19 protein-coding genes and 2 pseudogenes are annotated in these 23487 nt (G+C 68.6%); 13 read left to right on the plus strand and 8 right to left on the minus strand.

Annotation, left to right across the window (positions count from 1 at the left end; all coding sequences use genetic code 11):
* Window positions 1–265: 265 nt before the first annotated feature.
* Window positions 266–1678 carry a dihydrolipoyl dehydrogenase gene (gene lpdA, locus OG252_RS03905; RefSeq protein ID WP_266451884.1) on the minus strand — a complete coding sequence of 471 codons (1413 nt, stop codon included), beginning with the start codon at window positions 1676–1678 and terminating at the stop codon, window positions 266–268.
* Window positions 1679–2004: 326 nt separating this feature from the next.
* Here lpdA and OG252_RS03910 point away from each other — a divergent pair, with 326 nt between their 5' ends.
* Window positions 2005–2637: a TetR/AcrR family transcriptional regulator gene (locus tag OG252_RS03910; protein ID WP_329333706.1), complete on the plus strand. Its 633-nt coding sequence runs from the start codon at window positions 2005–2007 to the stop codon at window positions 2635–2637.
* Between the two features lie 60 nt (window positions 2638–2697).
* On the opposite strand, the gene OG252_RS03915 is transcribed toward OG252_RS03910, so the two are convergent.
* The 3 genes from OG252_RS03915 to OG252_RS03925 all read right to left on the minus strand — a co-directional run bounded on the left by OG252_RS03915 (window position 2698) and on the right by OG252_RS03925 (window position 4902).
* Entirely contained in the window at window positions 2698–3759 is a 1062-nt protein-coding gene (locus OG252_RS03915) for an LLM class flavin-dependent oxidoreductase (protein ID WP_329333708.1), read from the minus strand.
* Window positions 3759–4292: an SRPBCC family protein gene (locus OG252_RS03920; protein WP_266451881.1), complete on the minus strand. Its 534-nt coding sequence runs from the start codon at window positions 4290–4292 to the stop codon at window positions 3759–3761. The genes OG252_RS03915 and OG252_RS03920 overlap by 1 nt, the downstream gene beginning before the upstream one ends.
* A gap of 112 nt (window positions 4293–4404) precedes the next feature.
* Window positions 4405–4902, minus strand: a complete 498-nt coding sequence (locus OG252_RS03925; RefSeq protein WP_266451880.1) for a winged helix-turn-helix transcriptional regulator — start codon at window positions 4900–4902, stop codon at window positions 4405–4407.
* A 105-nt stretch (window positions 4903–5007) separates the two neighbouring features.
* Here OG252_RS03925 and OG252_RS03930 point away from each other — a divergent pair, with 105 nt between their 5' ends.
* Window positions 5008–5904 carry an SDR family oxidoreductase gene (locus OG252_RS03930; RefSeq protein ID WP_329333710.1) on the plus strand — a complete coding sequence of 299 codons (897 nt, stop codon included), beginning with the start codon at window positions 5008–5010 and terminating at the stop codon, window positions 5902–5904.
* Window positions 5905–6131: 227 nt separating this feature from the next.
* Here OG252_RS03930 and OG252_RS03935 read toward each other — a convergent pair whose 3' ends face one another.
* Window positions 6132–6815: a TetR/AcrR family transcriptional regulator gene (locus OG252_RS03935; RefSeq protein ID WP_329345072.1), complete on the minus strand. Its 684-nt coding sequence runs from the start codon at window positions 6813–6815 to the stop codon at window positions 6132–6134.
* Between the two features lie 262 nt (window positions 6816–7077).
* Between OG252_RS03935 and OG252_RS03940 the strand changes: the two genes are divergently transcribed.
* From OG252_RS03940 to OG252_RS03965, 6 genes and pseudogenes are all read left to right on the plus strand, one after another.
* Window positions 7078–8052 (plus strand): enoyl-CoA hydratase/isomerase family protein, encoded by a 975-nt coding sequence (locus tag OG252_RS03940; protein WP_266451878.1) that lies wholly within the window; start codon window positions 7078–7080, stop codon window positions 8050–8052.
* 7 nt (window positions 8053–8059) lie between these two features.
* The gene (locus OG252_RS03945) at window positions 8060–8983 is read left to right on the plus strand and encodes an alpha/beta hydrolase (protein ID WP_329333711.1); all 924 of its coding nucleotides are present in this window, start codon (window positions 8060–8062) and stop codon (window positions 8981–8983) included.
* 57 nt (window positions 8984–9040) lie between these two features.
* Window positions 9041–10513 (plus strand): class I adenylate-forming enzyme family protein, encoded by a 1473-nt coding sequence (locus tag OG252_RS03950; RefSeq protein WP_266451876.1) that lies wholly within the window; start codon window positions 9041–9043, stop codon window positions 10511–10513.
* A 330-nt stretch (window positions 10514–10843) separates the two neighbouring features.
* Window positions 10844–11719, plus strand: a pseudogene (locus tag OG252_RS03955) (NADP-dependent oxidoreductase).
* Window positions 11720–11906: 187 nt separating this feature from the next.
* Window positions 11907–12605, plus strand: coding sequence for an SDR family oxidoreductase (locus tag OG252_RS03960; RefSeq protein WP_329333713.1), 699 nt, complete (start codon window positions 11907–11909; stop codon window positions 12603–12605).
* A 127-nt stretch (window positions 12606–12732) separates the two neighbouring features.
* Window positions 12733–14156, plus strand: a pseudogene (locus tag OG252_RS03965) (DHA2 family efflux MFS transporter permease subunit); the annotation flags it as partial.
* A gap of 237 nt (window positions 14157–14393) precedes the next feature.
* Here the strand turns inward: OG252_RS03965 and OG252_RS03970 are convergent.
* Window positions 14394–15266 carry an alpha/beta fold hydrolase gene (locus OG252_RS03970; RefSeq protein ID WP_329333715.1) on the minus strand — a complete coding sequence of 291 codons (873 nt, stop codon included), beginning with the start codon at window positions 15264–15266 and terminating at the stop codon, window positions 14394–14396.
* Between the two features lie 64 nt (window positions 15267–15330).
* Between OG252_RS03970 and OG252_RS03975 the strand changes: the two genes are divergently transcribed.
* On the plus strand, window positions 15331–15942 hold the full coding sequence (locus OG252_RS03975) for a CGNR zinc finger domain-containing protein (RefSeq protein WP_329333717.1): 612 nt from the start codon (window positions 15331–15333) through the stop codon (window positions 15940–15942).
* 16 nt (window positions 15943–15958) lie between these two features.
* On the opposite strand, the gene OG252_RS03980 is transcribed toward OG252_RS03975, so the two are convergent.
* Complete coding sequence (locus tag OG252_RS03980) at window positions 15959–16432, minus strand: winged helix-turn-helix transcriptional regulator (RefSeq protein ID WP_323186344.1); 474 nt, start codon at window positions 16430–16432, stop codon at window positions 15959–15961.
* Window positions 16433–16759: 327 nt separating this feature from the next.
* Between OG252_RS03980 and OG252_RS03985 the strand changes: the two genes are divergently transcribed.
* Window positions 16760–17332 carry a TetR/AcrR family transcriptional regulator gene (locus tag OG252_RS03985; RefSeq protein ID WP_266451871.1) on the plus strand — a complete coding sequence of 191 codons (573 nt, stop codon included), beginning with the start codon at window positions 16760–16762 and terminating at the stop codon, window positions 17330–17332.
* A 233-nt stretch (window positions 17333–17565) separates the two neighbouring features.
* Here the strand turns inward: OG252_RS03985 and OG252_RS03990 are convergent, their stop codons facing one another.
* Window positions 17566–18450, minus strand: coding sequence for an alpha/beta fold hydrolase (locus OG252_RS03990; protein ID WP_329333719.1), 885 nt, complete (start codon window positions 18448–18450; stop codon window positions 17566–17568).
* 809 nt (window positions 18451–19259) lie between these two features.
* On the opposite strand from OG252_RS03990, the gene OG252_RS03995 reads away from it, so the two are divergent.
* From OG252_RS03995 to OG252_RS04005, 3 genes are all read left to right on the plus strand, one after another.
* Complete coding sequence (locus tag OG252_RS03995) at window positions 19260–20144, plus strand: alpha/beta fold hydrolase (RefSeq protein ID WP_329333722.1); 885 nt, start codon at window positions 19260–19262, stop codon at window positions 20142–20144.
* Between the two features lie 314 nt (window positions 20145–20458).
* Complete coding sequence (locus OG252_RS04000; protein ID WP_266451868.1) at window positions 20459–21928, plus strand: amidase; 1470 nt, start codon at window positions 20459–20461, stop codon at window positions 21926–21928.
* A 70-nt stretch (window positions 21929–21998) separates the two neighbouring features.
* Entirely contained in the window at window positions 21999–23246 is a 1248-nt protein-coding gene (locus OG252_RS04005; protein WP_329333725.1) for an NADH:flavin oxidoreductase/NADH oxidase family protein, read from the plus strand.
* The last annotated feature ends 241 nt before the right edge of the window (window positions 23247–23487 follow it).

Raw genomic sequence — 23487 nt, forward strand, 5'->3', positions numbered from 1 at the left:
CGAATGCCGATTCCCGACGGGACCCGCCATGACCCACGTGCACCGAATCGCCGTCCTGGCCGGAGACGGGGTACACCCCTTCGAACTGGGCATTCTCAACCCGGTCTTCGAGGCCGCAGACAGCCGCTACGAGGTCCTCACCTGCAGAACCACCGCTCCCTTGGATCCCCCCAACAAGGGCTCAGGGCGGGCCCCTTGGCAGCTCGAGGTCGCGAAACCGATCCGAGCACCAACGGGCCCTGCTGCCGCTGCGCCGAGCGCCCTGCTACATGTTGATCATGTGGCCCGCGAGGCCGTGGACGGCTTCCTTGACCGCCTCGCCCAGGGTGGGGTGGGCATGGACGTTGCGGGCGACCTCGTGGACCGTGAGGTCCCACTGCTGGGCCAGGGTCAGCTCCGGGAGGAGTTCGGTGACGTCGGGGCCGATGAGGTGGCCGCCGAGGAGCTCGCCGTACTTGCCGTCGCTGATCAGCTTCACGAAGCCGCTCGCGTCGCCCAGACCGTGGGCCTTGGCGTTCGCGGTGAACGGGAACTTGGCCACCTGGACGTCGTAGCCCTTCTCCCTCGCCTGCGCCTCGGTGTAGCCGAAGCTGGCGATCTGCGGCTGGCAGAAGGTGGCCCGCGGGATCATCACGTAGTCCAGCTCCATGGTCTCCGCGTCCGCGATCGTCTCGGCGGCGACCACGCCCATCGCCTCGGCGGCGTGCGCGAGCATCAGCTTCGCGGTGACGTCCCCGATGGCGTAGATGTGTGGGACGGAGGTACGGCAGCGGCCGTCGACGTCGATCGCGCCGCGGTCGGTGACCGTCACGCCGGTCTTCTCCAGGCCGTAACCGGTGACGTTCGGCGCGAAGCCGATCGCCTGCAGGACCTTGTCGGCCTCCAGGACCTGCTGGGCGCCGTCCTTGCCGGTGACCGTGACCCGGACTTGCGGACCGGACTCGTCGATCGACTCGACGCGGGTGGAGGTGAGCACGTCGATGCCCAACTTCCGGTACTGCTTGGCCAGTTCGGCGGAGACCTCGGCGTCCTCCAGCGGGGCGATCCGGTCCAGGAACTCGACGACGGTGACCTTCACGCCGTAGTTGTGCAGCACGTAGGCGAACTCGACGCCGATGGCCCCGGCGCCGGCGATCACGATCGACTGCGGCAGGTCCTCGGCGAGAATCTGCTCCTCGAACGTCACCACGCGCGAGGTACGGCGGGTGCCGGGCAGCAGCTTGGGGCTCGCCCCGGCGGCGATGATGCAGTGATCGAAACCGATGGTGCGGGTGTTGCCGTCGTAGTCGGCCACCTGGAGCGTGTGCGGGTCGAGGAACGTGCCGCGACCGCTGATTTCCGTGATCTTGTTCTTCTTCATCAGGTAGTGGACGCCCTTGACCCGGCCGTCCGCGACCTTCCGGCTGCGGCGGAAGGCCTCCCCGTAGTCGAAGGAGACCTCACCCTCGACCTTGATGCCGAAGGTCTTCGCCTCGCGCGTGAAGATGTGCGCGAGCTCGGCGTTGCGCAGCAGGGCCTTGGTGGGGATACAGCCCACGTTCAGGCAGACGCCGCCCCAGTACTTCTCCTCGACGACCGCGACACGCTTGCCCAGTTGGGCGGCCCGGATGGCGGCTACGTATCCGCCGGGTCCCGCGCCGAGTACGACGACGTCGAAGCGCTCACCCTGCTCGTCCATGGACGGCTTCCTTTCCACTGGGGCGGCCGGCTCCCGCGAGGGCCGACTCGCTCCCGATCGAACAACCTGTTCATCAACTCGCCAGCGGCGACACGCGCCACCGCCCGCTGCAGGGGAGCCGGCGGAGGACGAGGGAGGCGCCCATATGTTCACCATCTCGGCAGCGGTTCCCCGGCCATCCGCTTCAGCGCCCCGGCGCCGTGATCTATGCCCACGATTCTGCGCTTTCCACGGCTCCGTCCGCCTTTCGGAAGACCTTGCCACCACGCCACTGACCGACCTCGAGTCATTCACTGACCTCAGGTCATTGAATATACGATGGTCGCATGCGAGCGCCAAACCGACGACAGATGTATGCGGAGCAGACCCGGGCAGACCTGGTGGCGGCCGCACGGAAGCTGTTCGTGACCGACGGGTTCGCGGCCACGTCGGTCGAGGCCATCACCGGGGCGGCTCTGGTGAGCAAGGGAACCTTGTACCACCACTTCCCGGACAAGAAGGCGATGTTCGCCGAGCTCTATACGGAGCTGATTCAGCAGGTCGGCGTCCTGGCAGACGCGACGTCCGAGGCGATCCGTGCGACACCGCACCAACCCGCCATGGCCGCGGTGGCCGACCTCACGCACGCCTTCCTGCGACGAACCATCGACGACCCCCTGCACCGGGAGATGATGGCCCAGGCACCCTCGGTCCTGGCAGGGCAGTACCGGCATATCAACGACACGGTCGCCCAGCCTCCGATCGAACGGCTGCTGACCGTTCTGGCCGGACGCGGTGAACTGCAACCGGACGTTCCCGTCGCCACTGTCGCCCGCCTGCTGCTGGCCGCGCTGTGCGAGGGCAACCAGATCATCGCCGCCGCGGCGGACCGGGAGGACGCCCTCACCAGGACGTTCCGCGCGATCACCCTGCTGATGTCCGGCCTGGCGGCTGACGGCATCAGCGCCCGGTCGGCCTGAACCGGCGTCTCGTGGAAGGCGCCGGCGCTCAGCAGCCCTCCTCAGTCAGCCGGCCTGGGACTAGCGTGCCGCTTCGTCCTCGATGTCTCGGACCAGCTCGATGGCCCGGCCCAGGGTGGCGAGTCGGGCGTTGAGGCTCTCGCCGGCGGGGTAGAAGCGAACGGTGTCGACGCCGGCGTCCCGCCACACGCGCAGCCGCTCGCGCACCATGTCCTCGGTTCCGATCAGCGTGGTCGCCAGCACCATCTCGTCGGTGACCAGGTCCGCCGCGCCGTCCCGGTCCCCGGCCTGCCAGCGGGTCCGGATCTCGGCCGCCACCTCGGCCCACCCCTGCCGGCTGTAGGCGTTGTTGTAGAAGTTCGTGGTCGCGGAGCCCATGCCGCCGAGGCTGAAGGCCAGTTCCTTCTTGCGTCCGGCCACCATCGCGCGCAGCGCGTCCTCGTCGTCCGCGAACGCGACCTCGGCACCCTGGCAGATGTCGAGGTCGGAGCGGGTCCGACCGACGGTGGCCAGACCCTGGTCCAGGTGGTCGAAGTACGCCTCCTTGGCGCCTTCGGGGACGAAGCTGGTGCCCAGCCAGCCGTCGGCGATCTCACCGGTCAGGTGCAGCATCTTCGGCGAGAGGGTCGCGAGGTAGACGGGGATGTCGTACTCGGCGCGCATGGACAGGCGCATGGGCTTGCCGTCCCCGTCCGGCAACGGGATCCGGAATTCCCGCCCGAGGTGGGCGACCTTCTCCCCCGAGGCGGCCTGTCGCACGATCTCGACGGTCTCGCGCATCCGTGACAGGGGCCGGTCGAACGGCACGCCGTGCAGCCCTTCGATCACCTGCGGTCCGGAGGGGCCCAGCCCGAGGAGGAAGCGCCCCTGGGAGATCTGCGACAGCGTGATCGCGGCGCGGGCGATGGCCATCGGGGTGCGGGTGCCGAGCTGGATGATTCCCGATCCGAGAAGCATGTGCTCCGTCTTCGCGGCGAGATAGCCCAACGGCGAGGGCGCCTCGGAGCCCCACGCCTCCGCCACCCAGCAGATGTCCAGACCGAGCTTCTCCGCCTCGGTGACGTAGTCGACGATCTCCCGCCAATCGCCCCCGGATGCTTCGATCGTGGTGGAGGTACGCATCACAGACTCGCCTCGCCCGAAGCCTGGGCGCTCTCGGCCAGCTTCTTGATCTCTTCAAGGGTGCAGTTCATGTTGGCCTCGAACTCCCGCATGCGCACGAACACGATCTTCTGCTCCTTCTCCGGCATGCGGTCGATGGCGAAGGAGAGACCCGAGCGGGCCGGCCCCATCTGCATCCATTCCCGCAGCAGAGTGCCACCGTCCTGCGGCTCCAACGTGAACCGCCAGATCGCCGTCGGGTGCTGCGGGTCCTCGACCGCCCAGGCAAGCTTTCTCAACGGCTCGTACTCGACGATGTGGGACGTGGTGGCCCACTCCCCCAACGCCTCATGCTTGCTCCGGCCGATGAACCGGGCTCCCAGAGCAGGGCCGCTCCTGCCGTCCAGCCATTCCACCGACCGCAGTTCGGGGCTCATACGCGGCATCAGCTCGATGTCGGACACCAAGGCCCACACCTGCGCCGGCGCGGCGGCGATCCAGGTGTGCACCTCAGCCGTCGGCTTGTCCGCATAGCGCGCGCCGGTCCACTCCATGTCCCGCGGCCTCCTCGCCCTCCGAGAACGCACTTGCCAGTGTCTGACCAGTAAAGTTGCGTAGATAGACTCACTTGTCAAGGATGGACGCAGGCCTCATGGAGCTGCCTAGTCAGTCCGCGAAGCGCTCCCGCACATCCGGCCGTTCAGCCAGATGTGGTGGATAGCCGGGACCCATCCGGGGGCGCGTGTTGTCCGCGGCCATCGGCTCGCCGCAGGCGGCACACACCACCTCGGCATGGGTCTCCTGCCCGCACGCCGCGTGCCGCATCACCACCGGCGGGCCCGCCTCACCAGCCAGCCAGCGGTCTCCCCACCGGTTCATCACCAGCAGTACGCCGAAGAAGTCGCGTCCCTTCTCGGTGAGCACGTAGTCGTAGCGAACCGGCTCGGTCTGGTACGGCCGCTTCTCCAGCAGCCCCTCCTCCACCAACCGGCGCAGCCGGTCCGCCAGCGTGTTGCGGGCGATCCCCAGCGACTCCTGGAACGCGTCGAACCGCCGGATCCCGTAGAACGCCTCACGCAGGACCAACGGCGTCCACCAGTCCCCGAGCAGGTCCATGGTCCGCGCGATCGAGCAGGGCCACTGCGCAAAGGATGTCCGTCTCATGACAGCCAGCATAGGTTCGTCCAGTCGTGAGACCCAGCAGGTAGAGCGAACAGCGACCGACGCCGGTGTCTTGTGTTCCATCAATAACGAAGTTATGTTGCAGCCATGAAACGTGACTTGGTGGGCAGAAGGCTGGTTGTCACCGGAGCGGCACGCGGCATCGGCGAGAAGGTGGCCCGACTGGCCGTCGCCCGCGGGGCTCGCGTGACCGTGATCGGACTCGAACCCGATCGGTTGTGCGACCTCGCCAAGGACCTGGGGCCCGCCGCTTCGTGGCGGGAGGCCGATGTGCGCGACGGTGCCGCCCTGCGGTCGGCGATCGATGCGGCGGCGGAGGTGATGGGCGGCATCGACCTCGTCGTCGCCAATGCCGGCGTGGTGGCGTACGGGACGGTGCGGCAGACGGACGAGGCGTCGTTCGAACGGGTCATGGACATCAACCTCAACGGCGTGTTCCGCACCCTCAAGTACGCGACGCCCCATCTGGAACGCAGCCGGGGTCACGTGCTGGTCGTGGCGTCCGCGCTGTCGTTCATGCCGCTGGCCGCGATGGCCTCGTACGGCGCGAGCAAGGCGGCGGCCGAGCTGCTCGCCCTGACCTACCGCCAGGAAGTCGCGCATCTCGGGGTCACAGTCGGCCTGGTGCACCCCTCCTGGATCGACACGGACCTCGTCCGGGGCGCCGAGGCGGACCTTCCCTCGTTCCAGGGGCTGCGCGGGCGGCTGCCCTATCCGGGCAACGTCACCACGAGCGCCGACCGGGCGGCCGCCGCGATCGTCGACGGGCTCGTGCGCCGACGCAGCCGCGTGTACGTGCCGCGCGCGGTCGCCGTGGCCAACTGGGCGAAGGGAGCGCTGAATTCACCGCTGGCCTGGCCCTGGGCGAGGCGCTTCGCGGCCCGGGCGGTTCCGTCCCTCGAACGGGAGGTCGCAGCGTTGGGGAGGCATGACCAACTCACGCGGGGTACCGATACCCCTGGTGCGGAGACCAGGTCGTCCTAGGGCCTGCCGGGCGGCTCACGCCGCAGACGCGGGGCCTGGCACACGGATCTGCGGCGTTGTCGTCGGTTGCCTACTCCCTCATCGCGACGATGCCCGCCTCCGCCCTGCAGTTCGACGCACCAGGCCCTGCTCACCTGTGTCGATGAGGCGCCGCTGATATCCGGCGAACGTAGTCCGCCGGACAGGCCCCAGCCCGCGCACGGGTCTGCGCCCAACAGCGCGGCTCCTCAGTGGCCTTGGACGATCGAGTGGTACAGGCGCGCGCCGGCCTCGTGCGAGGCCTCGGCACGTTCCCGCTTGTCGCCCAACCCGACCGAGAAGTTCACGCCCATCGGCCGGAGCACCTGCACCACCGCGTCGTCGAACTCGACGAAATGCTCAGCCAGTTCAAGGGTGATGTAACCGTGCACGAGACTCCACAACTGGGCGGCGATGACTTCGGGTTCCTGTCGCTCGACCCTGCCGGAGTGCACCAGCCGTTCGCACGCTGCGGTGACATGAGCGTGGGCTTCCCGAAACGCCCGGGAATGCCCGCTCAGGCGAAGGTCCGCATCCGACAGCGGCCGGTACGTGGCCCGAGTGGACAGTCCGAACATCAGGTCGTAGAGGTGAGGGTTTGCGCGGGCCAGCCGACGGCAGGTCAGGGCCATGGCATAGAGATCCGCGATCGGGTCCTCCGTCACCGGCACCTGGGCGAACGCTCTGCCGAGTTCCTTGAACCCATGGTCGGCAACAGCGCTCATCAGCTCGGGGATCCCCCCGAAGTGGCTGTAGACCACCATCGTCGACAGTCCGCTCGCGGAAGCCACCGTGCGCGCTTTCACAGCCGATGGCCCCTGCTCGGCCAGCAGACCGATGGCCGCCCGCACAAGCCGTTCCGGTGCGTCGTCAAGCCTCGCCCGCCCTGCCATGTCTCGCACGCCTCCACCGTTGACACGCACAAAATAACTTGGTTATCTAACTGTTCACGGCAATGGTACACGTCGCACGTGACGTGCCGTCCCGGATACACGCGTCCGTCCTCGGACACCTCATCCACGCGCTGGTCCAGTCTCCTGCCGCCGGTGCGGACACAGCCCGTCGGGGCGAACGCGACCCCATCGCTGCGACACGCATCCGCCGCTGTCCCCCACGCACTTCCCACCCCATGAACTCAGCACGGGAGCAGAATTCATGCCGTACAAAGACAAGGGTTACCTGGAGATCGAAGATCGCGGGGCCGTCCTGATCGTCCGGGTCGACGGCGGCCCGCACCAGGAGTTCGGCCTCGACATCGCCCGTCAGCTGGACAAGCTGGTAGCACGGGCCGACCGCGATCCGGGCATCCGTGCCGTCGTCTTCACCGGGGCGCATCCCGAGCGGTTCGTCAGCCATGCCGCGGTGCGGTGGCTGCAGGAAGAGGGCGCCGCGAGCCCTACGGTCGGCCGGCGCGGTGCCGCCGCCGTCGTACGCGCGGCGAAGCACGTGGACCGGTCCCGTGTCCTCGGCCCGTTGATGCGCAGGACTCCGATGCGGGGAGCCCTCCAACTGGAGCGTCTGCACTCGACCTTCCTCCGGATGAACGCCAGCGGTGTCGTGTTCGTCGCCGCCCTCAACGGTTCGGCTCTCGGCCTCGGCGCCGAGTTCGCCTGGGCGTGCGATCTGCGGGTCATGGCCGACGGGGACTACTTCATCGGCCAGCCGGAAATCCTCCTCGGCATCATCCCGGGTGGAGGCGGCACCCAGCGGCTGACCCGCCTGATCGGCACCCACCGGTCCCTGGCCGCGATCCTCGAAGGCAAGCCGTTCACGCCCGAGGAGGCTCTCGCCAACGGGGCGGTCGACCAGGTCGTTCCGCAGCACAAGGTGCTCACGCAGGCGGTCGAACTCGCGGAACGCTTCGGCAAGCGTTCGAAGGGTTCGGTTTCGGCCGCCAAGAGGTCGGTGTACTTCGGCGGCTCGATGTCGCTGGAGGACGGCCTGCACGTCGAACGCGCCGAGTTCTTCACCAGAGTCATGTCGAAGGAGGGGCAGCAACTGATGCTCGACTACACGGAGACGACGGACGCCACCGGCGAGCTCCCGCTCTACCGGCCGGACACCTACGCGCAGGCGCTCGCCTCGGGCAGTGTGCCCGGGCGCCGCTCGGCGAAGACGACGCGGCGGTGATCCGACGATGACCACTTCGCACTCCTTCACCCGTCACGACATCACGTTCCCCTCCGGCGACAGCACCTGCGCCGGTTGGCTCTACCTCCCCACGGGCGTCGCCTCCCCGCCCGTCGTCGTCCTCGGGCATGGCCTCGGCGCCACCCGCGAGATGCGCCTGGACGCCTTCGCCGAACGTTTCGCGCAGGCCGGCATCGCCGCCGTGGCCTTCACCTACCGGCACTTCGGCGACAGCGGCGGCCACCCGCGCCAGCTCCTGTCGATCAAGCGTCAACTCGCCGACTGGGACGCCGCCCTCGCCTACGTCAAGGCCCGCCCCGACGTCGACCGCTCCCGTGTCGCGGTCTGGGGCAGCTCCTTCGGCGGCGGCCACGCCATCACCGTCGCCGCACGCCATCCCGAACTGCGCGCGGCCGTGGCCCAGTGCCCGTTCACCGACGGCCTCGCCTCCGCGCTCGCGCTGGGCCCGGTCGCCTCACTCAGGATGATCCCTGTGCTCGCCCGGGATCTGGCAACCAGGGTCCGCGGCAGGGCGCCCGCGATGGTTCCCATCGCCGCCGCCCCCGGTTCGCCTGCCCTCATGAACGCTCCGGACGCGCTGCCCGGATACCAGGCGCTGCAGCCGCCCGGGACGACGTTCCGCAACGAGGTGGCGGCACGGGTGATCCCGACCATCGCCGCCTACCGGCCCGGGCGCGCGGCGAAGAAGGTCACCATGCCGATCCTCTTCTGCGTCAGCGACACCGACTCGGTCACGCCCCCCGCCCAGACCCTCCGGTACGCGGACACCGCGCCCCGGGGAGAGATCAAGAGGTACGGCGCCGGCCACTTCGACTTCTACACCGGCGAGACCTTCGAGGAACTGGTACGCGACCAGCTCGAGTTCCTCGCCCGCCAGCTGCATCCGGCACCCGCCGCGTCGACTCCCTGACCGGACCGCATCGACTCCTTGACCGGATCGCATCACACCGAGACAGGTACGCCCGCCATGAACTTCGCCTCTCTGCCCGACCGCCGCGCCGAACTCGACCCCCACGGGGCCGCGGTCTCCGACGGGCACCAGTCCCTCACCAACACGCAACTGCTGAGCCGGGTCCGTATGGCAGCGCGTCAGCTCCAGGACCTCGGAATCGGACCCGGTGACGTCGTCGCCCTCAAGCTGACGAACCGCGCCGAGTTCGTTGTACTGCTGTTCGCCGCCTGGCGGCTCGGCGCCACCATCACACCGGTCAACCCGAGCATGACCGACGTCGAAGTGGCTCGACAGCTCCAGGACTCCGCTGCCCGCCTGTTGGTGGTCGAGGACGGTGCCGCCGTAGTGCCGCACGGAGTTGCCGTACTCGCCGTCGGCGAACTGTATGAGGGAACGGCAGAGCCGGACCAAGCACCGCTTCTGAACCCGGCCACGCTGGCCCTGCTCATCTACACCAGCGGTACCACCGGGGTGCCCAAGGGCGTGATGCTCGACCACGCCAACATCGACGCCATGGTGGAGATGGGGCGCCAGGCGTTGGAGGTCGGGCCGGCCGACCGGTGCCTGCTGATCCTGCCGCTCTTCCACGTCAACGGCATTGTGGTCAGCGTTCTTCTGCCGCTGCTCGTGGGCGCGAGCGTCGTCATCGCGGGCCGGTTCGATCCCCGCACCTTCTTCGATCTCGTCGAGCTGGAACGCCCCAGCTTCTTCAGCGCGGTGCCGACGATCTACAGCATGCTCGCGGCCCTCCCGGACGACGTCCGGCCCGACACCTCGTCGCTGCGGTTCGGGGTCTGCGGCGCCGCGCCCGCCTCCGCCGAGCTGCTGACCCGGTTCGAGGCCCGGTACGGGTTTCCGCTCGTCGAGGGCTACGGCCTGTCCGAGGGAACCTGCGGCTCCACCATCAACCCCGTCTCCGGCCCTCGCCGCGCCGGAACCGTGGGGCTTCCCTTCCCCGGCCAGGAGATCCGGATCGTCGACGCCGAGGGCAGCGAGGTGGCGCCGGGCACGGACGGTGAAGTCGTCGTGCGGGGCCCCAACGTCATGCGTGGCTACCTCGGCCGTCCGGACGACACGGCCCGAGTCGTCGTCGACGGCTGGCTGCACACAGGCGATGTGGGCCACCTCGACGCCGAGGGCTATCTGACCCTGGTCGGGCGCTCGAAGGACATGATCATCCGTGGCGGGGAGAACATCTACCCCAAGGAGATCGAGGACGTGCTGGCAGGCGACCCGTCGGTGCTCGAGGCCGCCGTGATCGGCGTACCCGACGAGAAGTGGGGAGAGGTGGTCGTCGCCTACGTCCAGCCGCGACCGGGGTCGAGTGTCGATCCGTCGGCGCTGAAGGCCCTCTGCGCGCGCAGCCTCACCGGCTACAAGCGCCCGACCGCGTTCTTCGTCGTGGATGCCATCGCGAAGAACGCGGTCGGCAAGATCGACAAGGCCTCGCTGCGTGCCGGCCACGCCGCCCTGTCTGGCCGGCCCTGATCAACGTGGATGGCGCTGTGGGCTGTCTCGGCTGACGGCCCATGGGCCGCCTGCCCGGGGCGATTTCAGTCCGAGGCGGCCTGCGGCTTCTCGACCAATGGGGTCGGCATTCAGACGGTGCACGACGTCCCTCACTGCGGACGAGGTCATCGAGTTCGTCGCGCGCCAAGTCCCCCCGTACGAGAGGGCCCGGGGGCCGAGTTCATCGACGCCGTCCCCAAGTCCGCATCGGGCAAGATCCTCCGCAAGGATCTCGGCTCCCTGGCCGCGTGACACACGCCGCGCGACTTTCCGGCCGGCAACCCCGGCCACAGGCCCGCGTCACGGCACCTGGACACCCGCCCGGAGGGCTGGCCGGCGGCCTCCGACTTCTCACTGCGCGAGGTGGACCTCCCCGCGCCCGGCCCGGAGCAGCTCCTGATCGCCAACGAGTACCTCTCGGTCGACCCCGCCGTACGAGGTGGGCGCGCCACTGGACGACGACGCCGTCGGCCGCGTCCTGGCCTCCAACGCCGAGGGTTTCGCTCCCGGTGACTACGTGGTGCGCGTCCTCGGCTGGCGCGACCACGCGGTCATCGGCGCGGCGAGCGCTCAGAAGGTGGACCCGAATCTCGCGCCGCTCACCGCCTGCCTCGGCGTACTCGGCGTCCCCGGCCTCACCGCGTAGATCGGGCTGGAGCGGTTCACGAAGATCAAAGAGGGTGACACGGTCTTCGTCTCCGGAGCGGCAGGCGCCGTCGGCACCCAGGTCGGCCAGATCGCCAAGCTGAAGGGCGCCGGACGGGTGATCGGCAGCGCAGGCTCGGACGTAGGTCAAGCTGCTCATCGAGGAGTACGGCTAAGACGCGGCGTTCAAACACAAGAGCGGACCGGTCGCCGAGCAGCTGGCCAAGGCGGCGCCGGACAGTATCGACGTCTTCTTCGACAACCGCGGGGCGTGGGATGGTCTCCCAGTACAACGACGAGAAGGTCGTCGGGCCGCGCAACTGTGGAACCTGTCCGTGACGCGTTCCGACATCCTGGCGTTCATGTTCAGCGAAGAGCTCGACCTCCAGCCGGGCTTCGTCCGCGAGGTCGGCGGCTGGCTCGCCGAGGGCAAGCTCCGCTACCGCGAGACCGTGAGGGAGAGCCTCGACGGCACCATGGACGCCTTCCTCGCGCTGATGCGAGGCGAGAAACGTCGGAAAGATGATCGTCAAGCTCTGAGGCCGCCTTCACTGGACCCTGAAAGGGGCCTGCCGTACGTACGGCAGGCCACTTTCACGTTGGTCCTGGCCACGGTCGGCGCGCCATGTGCGGGCGCACCGTCTCCGCGCAGAGCGCTTGCGCTCACCGACTCTCCCCGTTTAGTATTACAATCATACTTCAATCACCTACCTCACCAGGACCCCCCATGGACCTCTCCACCAGGACCGCCCTTGTCACCGGAGCCAACCGGGGCTTCGGCCGGGCCCTCGCCGCCGAACTGCTCAGCCGCGGCGCCACCGTCTACGCCGGCGCCCGTAACCCCGACCAGGTCGACCTGCCCGGCGTCAAGCCGATCGCGCTCGACATCACCGACCCCGCCTCCGTCGCGGCCGCCGCCGAGGCCACCGGCGACGTGACCATCCTGGTCAACAACGCGGGTTCCTCCACCGGCGCCGACCTTCTCGCCGCGGACCTGGACGACATCCGCCTGGAGATGGACACGCACTACTTCGGCACCCTGTCCGTGACCCGCGCCTTCGCGCCCCAGATCGCAGCCAACGGCGGCGGGACGATCCTGAACGTCCTGTCCGGCCTGTCCTGGGTCAGCTTCCCGGAGTTCGGCGCCTACTGCGCCGCCAAGTCCGCGGAATGGTCACTCACCAACGCCCTGCGCCTGCAACTCGCCGACCAGGGCATCCGCGTGGCCGGCCTGCACGTCGGCTACATGGACACCGACATGGTCCGGGCCGTCGACGCGGCCAAGTCCGACCCGGCCGACATCGCGCGGATCGGCGTGGACGGCATCGCGTCCGGCGCCTACGAGATCCTCGCGGACGACGCCGCCCGCCAGGCCCAGGCCGCGCTGGCCGGAGGCGTCTCCGTGCTCTACCCGCAGCTCCCCTGAGGGCCGGCCGCCCAGGAATCCGCACCGAGCCGGTGGATGCCGGTGCTCGCTGCCGCACGCCGTGCCGTCGCCCGCCGCCATGCACGTCCGTTGGCCCGTCGCCACGTACATGTGCCAGGGGAACGTCATGGAACAGCACCGCGAGCAACCGGGTCGGGGCGGCAGCGCCGTCTGGGCCGTGGTCATCACCAGCATCGCCGGACTCATCGCCGCGCTCGACAACCTGATCGTCACCACCGCCCGCTCCTCCATCCGCGAGGACCTCGGCGGCGGCCTCGAGGACCTCGAGTGGACAGTGAGCGCCTACACCCTCACCTTCGCGGTCCTGGTCATGTTCGGCGCGTCCCTCGGTGACCGCTTCGGCCGCCGAAGACTGTTCGCCATCGGCCTCGCGATCTTCACCGCGGCTTCGGCTGCGGCCGCGCTCGCTCCCGGAATGGGTGAACTGCTCGCCGCCCGTGCGGCGCAGGGTGTCGGGGCCACGATAGTGACGCCGCTGACGCTCACCCTGCTGTCGGCGGCCGTCCCCGCCGAACGGCGCGGCACGGCCTTGGGCATCTGGGGCGGGCCAGCGGTATCGCCGTCGCCATGGGACCGCTCATCGGCGGCACGCTCACCGAGCACATCTCCTGGCAGTGGATCTTCTGGGTCAACGTCCCGCTCGGCCTGGCGCTGATACGCCTGGCCCTGCTGCGGCTGGACGAGAGCCGCGGCCAGAATCCGAGCCTCGACCTCACCGGCACGGCCCTGGTCAGCGGCGGCCTGTGCGGCATCGTCCATGCCCTGGTGTGCGGCAACGCCGACGGGTGGACCAGTACGCCGGTGCTGGGCGGCTTCTTCGCGGGTACGGCGCTGCTCGTCGGCTTCGTCTTCCACGAACTGCGTGCCAAGCACCCGATGCTGCCGATGCGGCTCTTTCGCCACCGCTCCTTCAGCGCCATCAACGCCATCAACGCCATCAACGCCGCCAGCCTGCTGATGTTCCTGGGGATGTTCGGGGCGATCTTCCTGCTGAGCCAGTACCTGCAGACCGTCGGCGGCTACTCGCCGATGGAAGCCGGCGTGCGGATGCTGCCCTGGACCGCCATGCCCATGATCGCCGGGCCGCTGTCCGGGGCACTGTCCGACCGCATCGGCGGCGCTCCTGTCGTCATGGTGGGCATGGCGCTGAACGCGGTGGGCCTCGGGCTCTGGGCGCTGGCCGTCGAGCCGCAGGTGTCGTACACCGCTCTGCTGCCGGCCCTGATCGTCTGCGGAATCGGCATGGGGATGTTCTTCGCGCCCAGCGCGAACCTCGTCATGAGCACGGTCCGCCCGGAGGAACAGGGCATCGCCTCCGGCGCCAACAACGCGATCCGTGAGGTCGGCGGGGCCATCGGTGTCGCGTCGCCGGCGGCGATGTGCTCCGCCCAGGGCGGCTACGGGTCCGCGTCACTGTTCGTGGACGGGCTGGTCCCGGCGCTCTGGGTCGGAGCCGGTGCGGTCGGCCTGGCGGTGGCCCTGGCCTTGCTGCTGCCCCGGCAGTGCAGGGCCGACGCCCGGCTGCCGGCCTTGCCGCGGGAGATGCTCCGGTCGGCGTCCCGGTCGCGACCTGAGGCCCGGACCGCGGGGCGGCCCAGCCGGTCACGGCGAGGCCGCCCCGCGGCCTGTCCTGCCTTCCAGGCACCTTCGCCGTGTGGGGTCATCACACCGTGGTCGAGGGCCCGCCGGACAGCGCGCCCCTCAGCTCGGCGCTCGGGCCGGCGCTCGACCGGCTGAGGGGCACCGCTTCCGTCACCGTGGCAGGGCTCACCGGCTCGTCTTGCCGGCCAGGAAAGGCCGCAGGTGCGCCAACAGCGCCTCCGGTTGCTCCTCCGGGACGAAGTGGCCGCACTCCAGGATCTCCGCACCGGTGACGTCGTCCGCGTAGCCACGCCAGATCTCCAGTGTCGGCAGGCGGGCAGGGAGTCCCGCGGAACCCCACAGCGCCAGCAGCGGCATGGAGAGGCGGCGGCCTTCGGCGGCGTCGATGTCGTCGAGCGCGGTGTCCTCCTCCATGGCTCGGTAGTCGTCGAGGCTCGCACGCAGGGCGCCCGGGCGGGAGAACGCACGGACGTAGCCGTCGACCGCGTCGGCGGTGAGTCCGTGGCGGTTGTAGGTCCACCGCTCGAAGAAGTACTCGAGATACCCGCGGATGTCGTGCCCCACCAAGCGCTCGGGCAGATCGGGCTGCATGTGGAACAGCCAGTGCCAGTACCCGGAGGCGAGCGAGGCGTCCAGGCGGCGGAACATCTCCCGCGTCGGAACGATGTCGAGCACGGCCAGCCGCTCCACCTGGTCCGGTCGGTCCAGCGCCCAGCGGTGCCCCACGCGAGCGCCGCGGTCGTGGCCCACGACCATGGCCCGTTCGAACCCGAGCGCCTCGACGAGACCTGCCATGTCGGCGGCCATACGCCGCTTGTCGTAACCAGTGGTGGGCTTGTCGCTCAGGCCGTATCCGCGTAGGTCCGGCGCCACAACCGTGTGGTCGGTGGCGAGATCCGCCAGTACCGGCCGCCAGCAGTCGGAGGTCTGCGGCCACCCGTGAAGCAGGACCAGCAGAGGCCCGGACCCGGCTCGGACGTAGTGCAGGCGGACCCCGTCCACCTGCGTCACTCCGGTCGTCACTGTCGGCTGTCCCATGGATGCGCCTTCCTGTCATGAGCTAACCGTCTTAGACGGTTAGGCTAGCGGGCAAAATGGAGGCGTGGCAGTGGCAACGGACGACATGTGGATCTGGGATGGCGGACGGGTCTGCCTGGACTTCGCCAACACCCTCCGCAGCCGGTGGAGAACCACTCCGGAGGAGACACTCCGGGAACCGGACGACCTGATGGGCTGGCTCCGGGAGGCCCGTCTGCTCGCACCGGGGACCACCGGTCCCACCACGGCAGCCGCTCTCACGTCCGCCCGACGGCTGCGCGAGACCGTCGACCGGGCCGTACTGGCGGTCGCCGACGGCCGACTGCCCGCATCCGGCGACGTGACACTGCTCAACCGATCGGCAGCGGCGACCCCCAGACCCGCCCTGCAACTCGTCATCACCGACGACCGCCTGGAGCCCGCCGGCACCACGACGCTCACCGACGACCCCACGCTCGCACTGGCGCTCGTCGCCCAGGACGCCGTCGACTTGCTTCTGTCCGCCGAGATCCGACGCGTACGCGTCTGCGGAGCGGACCGCTGCGCACTGCGCTTCCTGGACCGCTCCCCGGCCCGCAACCGCCGCTGGTGCTCCATGTCCCGCTGCGGCAACCGCACCAAGGTCCGCCTCCATCAGGCGCGTACACGACAGAGCGGCCGGATGACGGAAAGCTGACGGAGGAATCCTCAGCTCACCCGGCGGGCCTCATACGAAATGCCGGGCCGGGAACGCTTTCGATCTCTTCCGCCTGCACGGCGTGGCCCCGCTCGCAGCGAATCTGGACGTCGACGTGCGCGCCGCACTCGCGGTGTCGCGACAGTACCGCCGGCCCCTCCGGGTCGGCGCGGTAACGGTCACCCCACTTCAGCAGCCCCATCACGGCCGGCACCAGATCCATGCCCTTAGCGGTGATCACATACTTCGGCCGACTCCGCGAACCGGGCTCCTTGTACGTCTCGGTCGCCAGGATCCCTTCCTCCACCAGCATCCGAAGCCGCGTCGCCAGCAGGTTACGAGGACAGCCCAGGACACGTTCGAAGTCCCCGAACCGGGACGAGCCGTACCACACCTCACGCAGGATCAGGATCGTCCACTTCTCGCCCACGATCTCAAGAGTCCGCGCGATCGAGCAGTTGGACGTGTCCCGGTCGAGTCGAGGGTCCATGCCGGTGTCTTGAAGAACTTCGGTCCACGCATCCATGGAGCGATTCTAACCGAGTTTGGGTTTACTTATAGATACCCAGCTGTCGGCGCCGCAATCGGCCACTCGCCCTGGCTGCACACGAGAAGGACCAAAGCCCTCACAGGGTCTTTCATCGCACCGATCCGCCGCCGGACCGGCCCCGAGCGCGGAAGTCACGACCCACCCGGGGTACCCACCTCGAAGGCGAGCCATCCACATTGCCTCACGGGCGTAATATTACATATGTCAGGCCATAGAATGGGCTCGGGCCGCAAGGCAACGGCCTAACATCGCGACGGGAGGAAGCCTGTGGTGCGCTACGCCAAGGAACACAAGCAGGTGACGCGGCAACGGATCATCGAGAAGGCCGGCCACCGATTCAAGCAGGACGGCATCGACGGCTCGGGCATCTCGACACTGATGGCGGACGCCGGGCTCACCAACGGAGCGTTCTACGCCCACTTCGCCTCCAAGGACGACCTCGTCGCCAACGTTGTCGCCGATCAACTTCGCAGGCAGGCGGGCGGGTACGACAACCTGTCGGCGGGCCGACAGGGACTCGAGGAGTTCATTCGCGGCTATCTGTCACCCGAGCACCGCGACCAGCCCAGCACCGGATGCCCCTCCGCCGCGCTGCTCGACGAGATCGGCCGCTGCACGGACGCCACCAAGCAGGCGTACACCGAGGGCGCGACGGCCATCGTGGAAGAGATCTCCACCCGTCTGGCGCCTGGCGATCCGCAGTCCGCTCGCGGCAAAGCCATCGGGCTCTTCACCATGCTGGTGGGGACGCTGCAACTGTCCCGCGCACTCGCCGACCGCAAGTTCGCCGACGAGGTTCTCGAGCAGGGAATCGAGAACGCCCAGACGTTCATGCACTAAGGGGAACGACCGAGCCGCAACAGTGCGGCGGTCCACCCCCGCGAGGCCCTGTGCGGGGGCATTCAGCCGAGCCCGGATGCGACAACCGTTCCGCGCGTCCGGGCATGGCCACGCGCGGACTCGTGAAGTGGCCCCTCCGACCTCGACTCATGACCGGTTGACGGCGTCGACCACCCGGGGCCGGAGAAGCTTCCAGCCTCCCCGGCGCACATGCCGCCCGCCCCTGTCACCCACTACCGCTCAAGGAAGTCGAGGGCTTCCGCCACGAACCGCTCGTGGAACTGGAAGATGCCTCCGTGGCCGGCGTCGGGGTAGACGACCAGGTCGGCGTTCGGCAGTCGCCGGGCCAGGTCGTGCGAGTTCTTCGTCGGCACCATCCTGTCACTCTCGCCGTTGGCGACGAGTACGGGCTGACGGATCACGGAGAGGTCCTGGGGCTGCGCGAGCCCCCAGCGGTGGATGGCCTTGAGCTGGGCGAAGTACGACGTGAGCGAGATCGCCTTGTCCCGGTCGTGGGTGCGCTCCTTGAGACGGGCCAGGAACTGCTTTCCGGCTCGACGCCCGCCCGCGGTGCGGGTGAAGAAGAGGAACTGCTTCGGATCCTGGAGCGTGAACAGGGCCCGGACGGTGTCGAGATGGGACAGTCGGGTCACGTTCTTGATGCCCTCGCCGCCCGCGGGGCCGGTGCCCGTGAGGATCAGCTTGCGGACGAGCTGCGGGTCGGTCTGCACGATCACCTGGGCGATCATGCCGCCCATCGAGAAGCCGTGAATGTCGACCTGCTCGAGTCCGAGTCCCCGGATGAAGGTGACGGCATCCTTCGCCATCTCCTCGATGGTCTTCGGCGTCGAGCCGCTGGAAGCGCCGACGCCCCTGTTGTCGAAGGTGATGACCCGGTGCTTGGCAGCGATGCCGTCGACGACCCGGGGGTCCCAGTTGTCGAGGACCGCGGCAAGGTGGGTGACGAACACCACCGGGACGCCGGTCCTCGGGCCGAGGTCGCGGTAGGCGAAGGTCACTCCCCCGGCGGTGAGGGTGCGGGTGGGTGCCTTCTTGTACGAGGTCACCACGTCGCCTCGTACTCCTTGTGCGTCATTCACGGTCGTGCCCTTCTGCATGCGGTTCCTGGACTGCGGCTGCAGTCAGTTCGGTCGCCGACAGAAGGCCCGCAGGGGTCGGAACCCTGTTCGGTCGAGTCCTTCAGCATCACGCCGACTATTGAAGTATGACCGTAATTTCATCTGAGGGCAAGAGGTCGCCGCCCACGATGACGGTGAGGCCGCGACGGCGAATCGGCGCGGTCGGCGCGGCCGGGCGGCGAGGAAGTCGGCCACCTGCCCGGTGAAGGCCTCGGTGCATTGGAAGAGGAAGACGCGGCCGACGCCGGCATAGAGCGCGAGGGTGGCGTTGGCGAGGCGCTGGACCGCGTCCCGGGAGTTGCGGGCGGAGGTCATCACGTCATACGGGCCGTTGATGTAGTTGACGCAGAGGGCGGGGTGCCTGATGCCCCAAGTCCCGCCTGCGCCTTGCCGAGGAAGGCCGCCAGAAGCGCGCCCGCCGCCGCGGGACTGCCGCCCGCGAGCCGGGAAGAGATGCGGTCGATGCGCTCGCGCCACTGACCGGCGCCGCGCCCGCCACGAGACATGGGCCACGTGAGGGGAAGGTTCCTCTTGCGGCCTGCCCGACCAGCCACTTAGAATGATGAGCGTAATTTAATTGGCGAGAGCCGGGCACCGTCCAGACCGGCATCCATGACGCGAGCGAAGGCCGCTCCGAAGAGTTCTGCACCGAGGCGAGCGTCGGGCACCGCACCCCCGAAGGGCACGCCAAGGCCGGCGAGGCCGCCCGTCAGGTAGCCGCGAAGAACGCCGCGAAGAGCCCGCTTCCTTCTGGTCCTCAAGCAACGAAACGCCCCGGCACCCACTACATGAAAGACCTGGACATGAGCGCACCGCGAAATTCCCCGTCCCCCTCGCGATCGTCGTACCGGGACGCGGCAACCCGCTCCGTGTCCGTTGACGGACTGGACTTCGTCTATCGGCAGCTCGGCCCCGAGGACGGCGTGCCGCTGATCCTCCTGATCCACATGGCCGGGAACCTGGACGACTGGGATCCGCGTGTCGTAGACGGACTCGCCGCGCGACGCCGGGTGATCACCTTCGGGAACCGCGGGGTGGGCGGGTCGGGCGGCTCCACGCCGGACACGATCGAAGGGATGGCCCGCGACGCGGTGCGGTTCATCCGTACCCTTGGCTTCGGTCAGGTCGATCTGTTCGGTCTGTCGCTGGGTGGCTTCGTCGCACAGGTCATCGCGGAAGAAGAACCGCGCCTCGTCCGCAAGGTCGTCCTCGCGGGCACGGGCCCCGCCGGTGGCGATGGCATCGACAAGGTTCCGGCTCTTGCCATCCAGGGCACGATCAAGGGCACCCTGACCCTCCGGGACCCGAAGCTCTCCCTCTTCTTCACCGACACCGTAAACGGCCGGACGGCAGGACGCGCCCTCCTGGGACGACTGAAGGAGCGCAAGGACAACCGCGACAAAGACGTCTCACTGCCGTCGCTCCGCGCCCAGATGAAGGCCGTCAAACGATGGGGCCGCCAGGCACCCTCAGACCTGTCGGCAATACGCCAGCCCGTCCTCGTGGCAAACGGCGACAACGACCGGATGGTGCCCAGCCAGAACACCATTGACCTGGCCGCTCGTCTCCCCAAGAGCGAACTTGTCCCCCTCTACCCTGATTCCGGCCACGGCGCCGTCTTCCAATACCACGAGGATTTCGTCGCGAGGGCGCTTGGGTTCCTCGAGTCCTGAGCTTGGTCGTATGCCGTTGGAGCGGACCAATGTTCTGAACAGGAACGGCTTCCGCCAGCTTGACCAGTGCGATCGCAGATCGGGCTTCACTCTTCAACTCGTCACGCAAGCTTGGCGAGCCCGCCCGTCGCGGGCCCTTGCGCAATCAGGGCAGGCCCGAGGGGCGCCTGCCCGCGGAACTTCATGAGGGCAGGAGACTAGAAATTAACGTATGGTCATAATAGTATGACCGTTCGCCATTGAGGGATCAGAGAACCGCCCACCTCTCGGCCTCTCGGCCCGCCGAATCAGCCCATACAGAAACGAGACCCTCTGTGCGTGACCTCCCGTTCCAGTCAGCCGCGGACCAGTTGAGTGCGCTGGCCTCGGGCGAGGTGTCGAGTGAGGAACTGCTCGAGGTCTACCTGAGCCGCGTCGACGCCCACAACGGGACGCTCAACGCGATCGTCACCCTTGACGTCGAACGGGCGCGGCGCGATGCCAGGGATGCCGACGCCAAACGCGCGAGTGGGGCAGAACTCGGCCCGCTGCACGGTCTGCCGATCACGCTGAAGGACAGCTACGAGACCGCTGGTCTGCGGACAGTCTGTGGTCGCCCCCACCTCAGGGACTACGTGCCCGATCAGGACGCCGAGGCGGTGCGACGGCTGCGTGCCGCAGGTGCGGTGATCATCGGCAAGACCAACATGCCCGCCGGGAACCAGGACGTCCAGGCGGACAACCCGGTGTTCGGGCCCACGCTGAACCCGTGGAACACCGCACGCACGTCCGGCGGCTCCGCAGGTGGTGGCGCCGTGGCTACAGCCGCAGGGCTGACCGCTTTCGACTTCGGCTCGGAAATCGGCGGATCCACCCGGATCCCGGCACACTTCAACGGCCTCTACGGACACAAGGCGACCTGGCGGTCCATCCCGCTCATCGGCCATGTGCCGGGCGGACCCGGTGCCGGGCGGTGGGGGGAGATCGACCTCGCCTGTGCGGGCGCCCAGGTGCGCGAGGCGCGCGACCTTGTCCCCATCCTCCACGCGACGGTAGGACCACCCGAGCGCGACGGCGGCTTCAGCTACACCCTCGCACCACCCAGGGCGAGCGAGCTGAGCGGCTTCCGGGTCGCGGTGTGGCCCGAGGACACCTCGTGCCCCGTCGACCACGACGTCGCCACAGCGATGGACGACGCCCTCAATGCCCTCAAGGCGGCCGGCGCGAAGGTCGAGTTGCGGCCCTCCGCCCTCCCCGGTGACATGGCGACCAGTCATGACATCTTCCTGCGCCTGCTCTTCGGTGCGTTCACCTACGACCGATCCGGACTGACAGCGGCCTCCAACACAGCGCTCCTCGCCCGTGTTGCCCAGCATCCTCGTGGAGAGGCGCTGTACGCCTTGCGAGGAACCTTCCAGTCCCACTACAGCTGGCTCCAGGCGGACGTGGCACGCCATGAGCTGCGGCAGCGGTGGGCCGAGTTCTTCCGGGACTTCGATGTCCTCCTCATGCCGGTCACACCCACCACGGCACCGCCTCACCACAACAAACCGATCGACAGATTCGGACGCCGGATCCAGGTCGACGAGAGGTCTCGCCCCTACTGGGACCAGGTCAAGTGGAGTGCCATCGCCAACGTGGCCGGCTCTCCGGCGACGACCGTCCCAGTCCGAACCGGCCGAGACGGTCTGCCTGTCGGGCTCCAGGCGATGGGTCCGAGCGGCGGCGACCTCACCACCATCAAGTTCGCCGAGCTCCTCGGCCGAGAACTCGAGGGCTACCAGCCCCCACCGGCCTTCATGTGACGATCCACCAACCCGCACCCCACCCTCAACCAACCCCGGCCGGCGCCGACCACACCGAAGAAGAGCCCAGATGCATACGCTGGATACGCCCCTCACACTCCCGAACGGCCAGATACTGGCCAACCGCCTGATGAAGTCGGCGCTCAGCGAGTCGCTGGGAAACAAGAACAACGCCCCCGACGAGCGCCTCGGCCGTCTCTACGCCACATGGAGCCGAGGCGGCTATGGCCTCATGATCACCGGCAACGTCATGGTCGATCGCGCACAGCTCGGTGAACCGGGCAACATCGTCATCGAGGACGAGCGTGATCTCGACGCGCTCTCGCGCTGGGCCAAGTCGGCCCAGGACTCGGGCGGTTCGATCTGGGCACAGCTCAACCACCCCGGACGCCAAGCCAACCCCTTGGCGATCGGACACACGCCGGTGGCCCCCAGCCCGATCCCGCCGAAACTGCCCGGAGCCACGACGCCGCGCGAACTGCGACCGACCGAGATCGAGGAGATCATCGAGCGCTTCGCCACGGCCGCGGCCGTGTGCGAGACCGCCGGCTTCAACGGCGTACAGGTGCAAGCGGCCCACGGGTATCTCATCTCGCAGTTCCTGTCACCACTGTCGAACCGGCGCGACGACTACTGGGGCGGCGATCTCGAGGGGCGGATGCGTTTCTGCCTCGAGGTCGTCCGCCGCATCCGCGGCCGCGTCAGGCCCGGCTTCGCAGTGGGCATCAAACTCAACTCGGCGGACTTCCAGCGGGGCGGATTCACCGAGGACGAGTCCCAGGCAGTGCTGGCCGCGCTCGCCCGCGAAGGCGTCGATCTCATCGAGGTCAGCGGCGGCAGTTACGAGTCCATGGCAATGAACGGCTCGGCCGCCCCCAGCACCAGGGCACGCGAGGCGTACTTCTTGGAATACGCCCGCACCGTTCGCACGCTCGTGGGTGACATCCCACTCGCCGTCACAGGCGGATTCCGCACCCGCGATGGCATGCAGCGAGCCGTACAGGCCGGCGAGTGCGACGTGGTCGGCATCGGCCGACCGACGATCACCACGCCGGACGCGGCCCGGCTCATCCTCGAAGGGCAGGCCGAGTCACTCACGGCACACCAGGTGCGCTACGGCATGAGAAACCTGCTGGGCAGACTCACCGACCTCAAGGCCCTGGACGGGGTCCTGGACATCAGCTGGCACACCGACCAGATACATCGCCTCGGGAACGGCCTGCATCCCGACCTGAACCGCGGCAGCCTTGCCGCCACCGTCGCAATGGTTCGACGAAACGGGCGCACCTCGTTCCGCGCCAAACGAGGCGGGTCATGAGCGCCTGCGGCTTCGACAAGTGATGCTTCTCGGCGGTCTGGAGCGCGAGGCGAGGAGCTGGAGGGCGAAGACCAGTGCTGTGTGCCGCGGCGCGTTGCAGGAGGCCGGCCGCAACTCCCCTGAGAAGCAGCCGCCCAGGAATCCGCCCCGTGCCCCTCGATGCCGATGCTCGGTGCCCCACGGCCGGATCTTCGACAAGAGATCCGCAGGCCGAACAAGGCGGCCGACTGCCGCCCACCCC

This window comes from Streptomyces sp. NBC_01352 (genome assembly GCF_036237295.1).
Taxonomy (GTDB): Bacteria; Actinomycetota; Actinomycetes; order Streptomycetales; family Streptomycetaceae; genus Streptomyces; species Streptomyces plumbiresistens.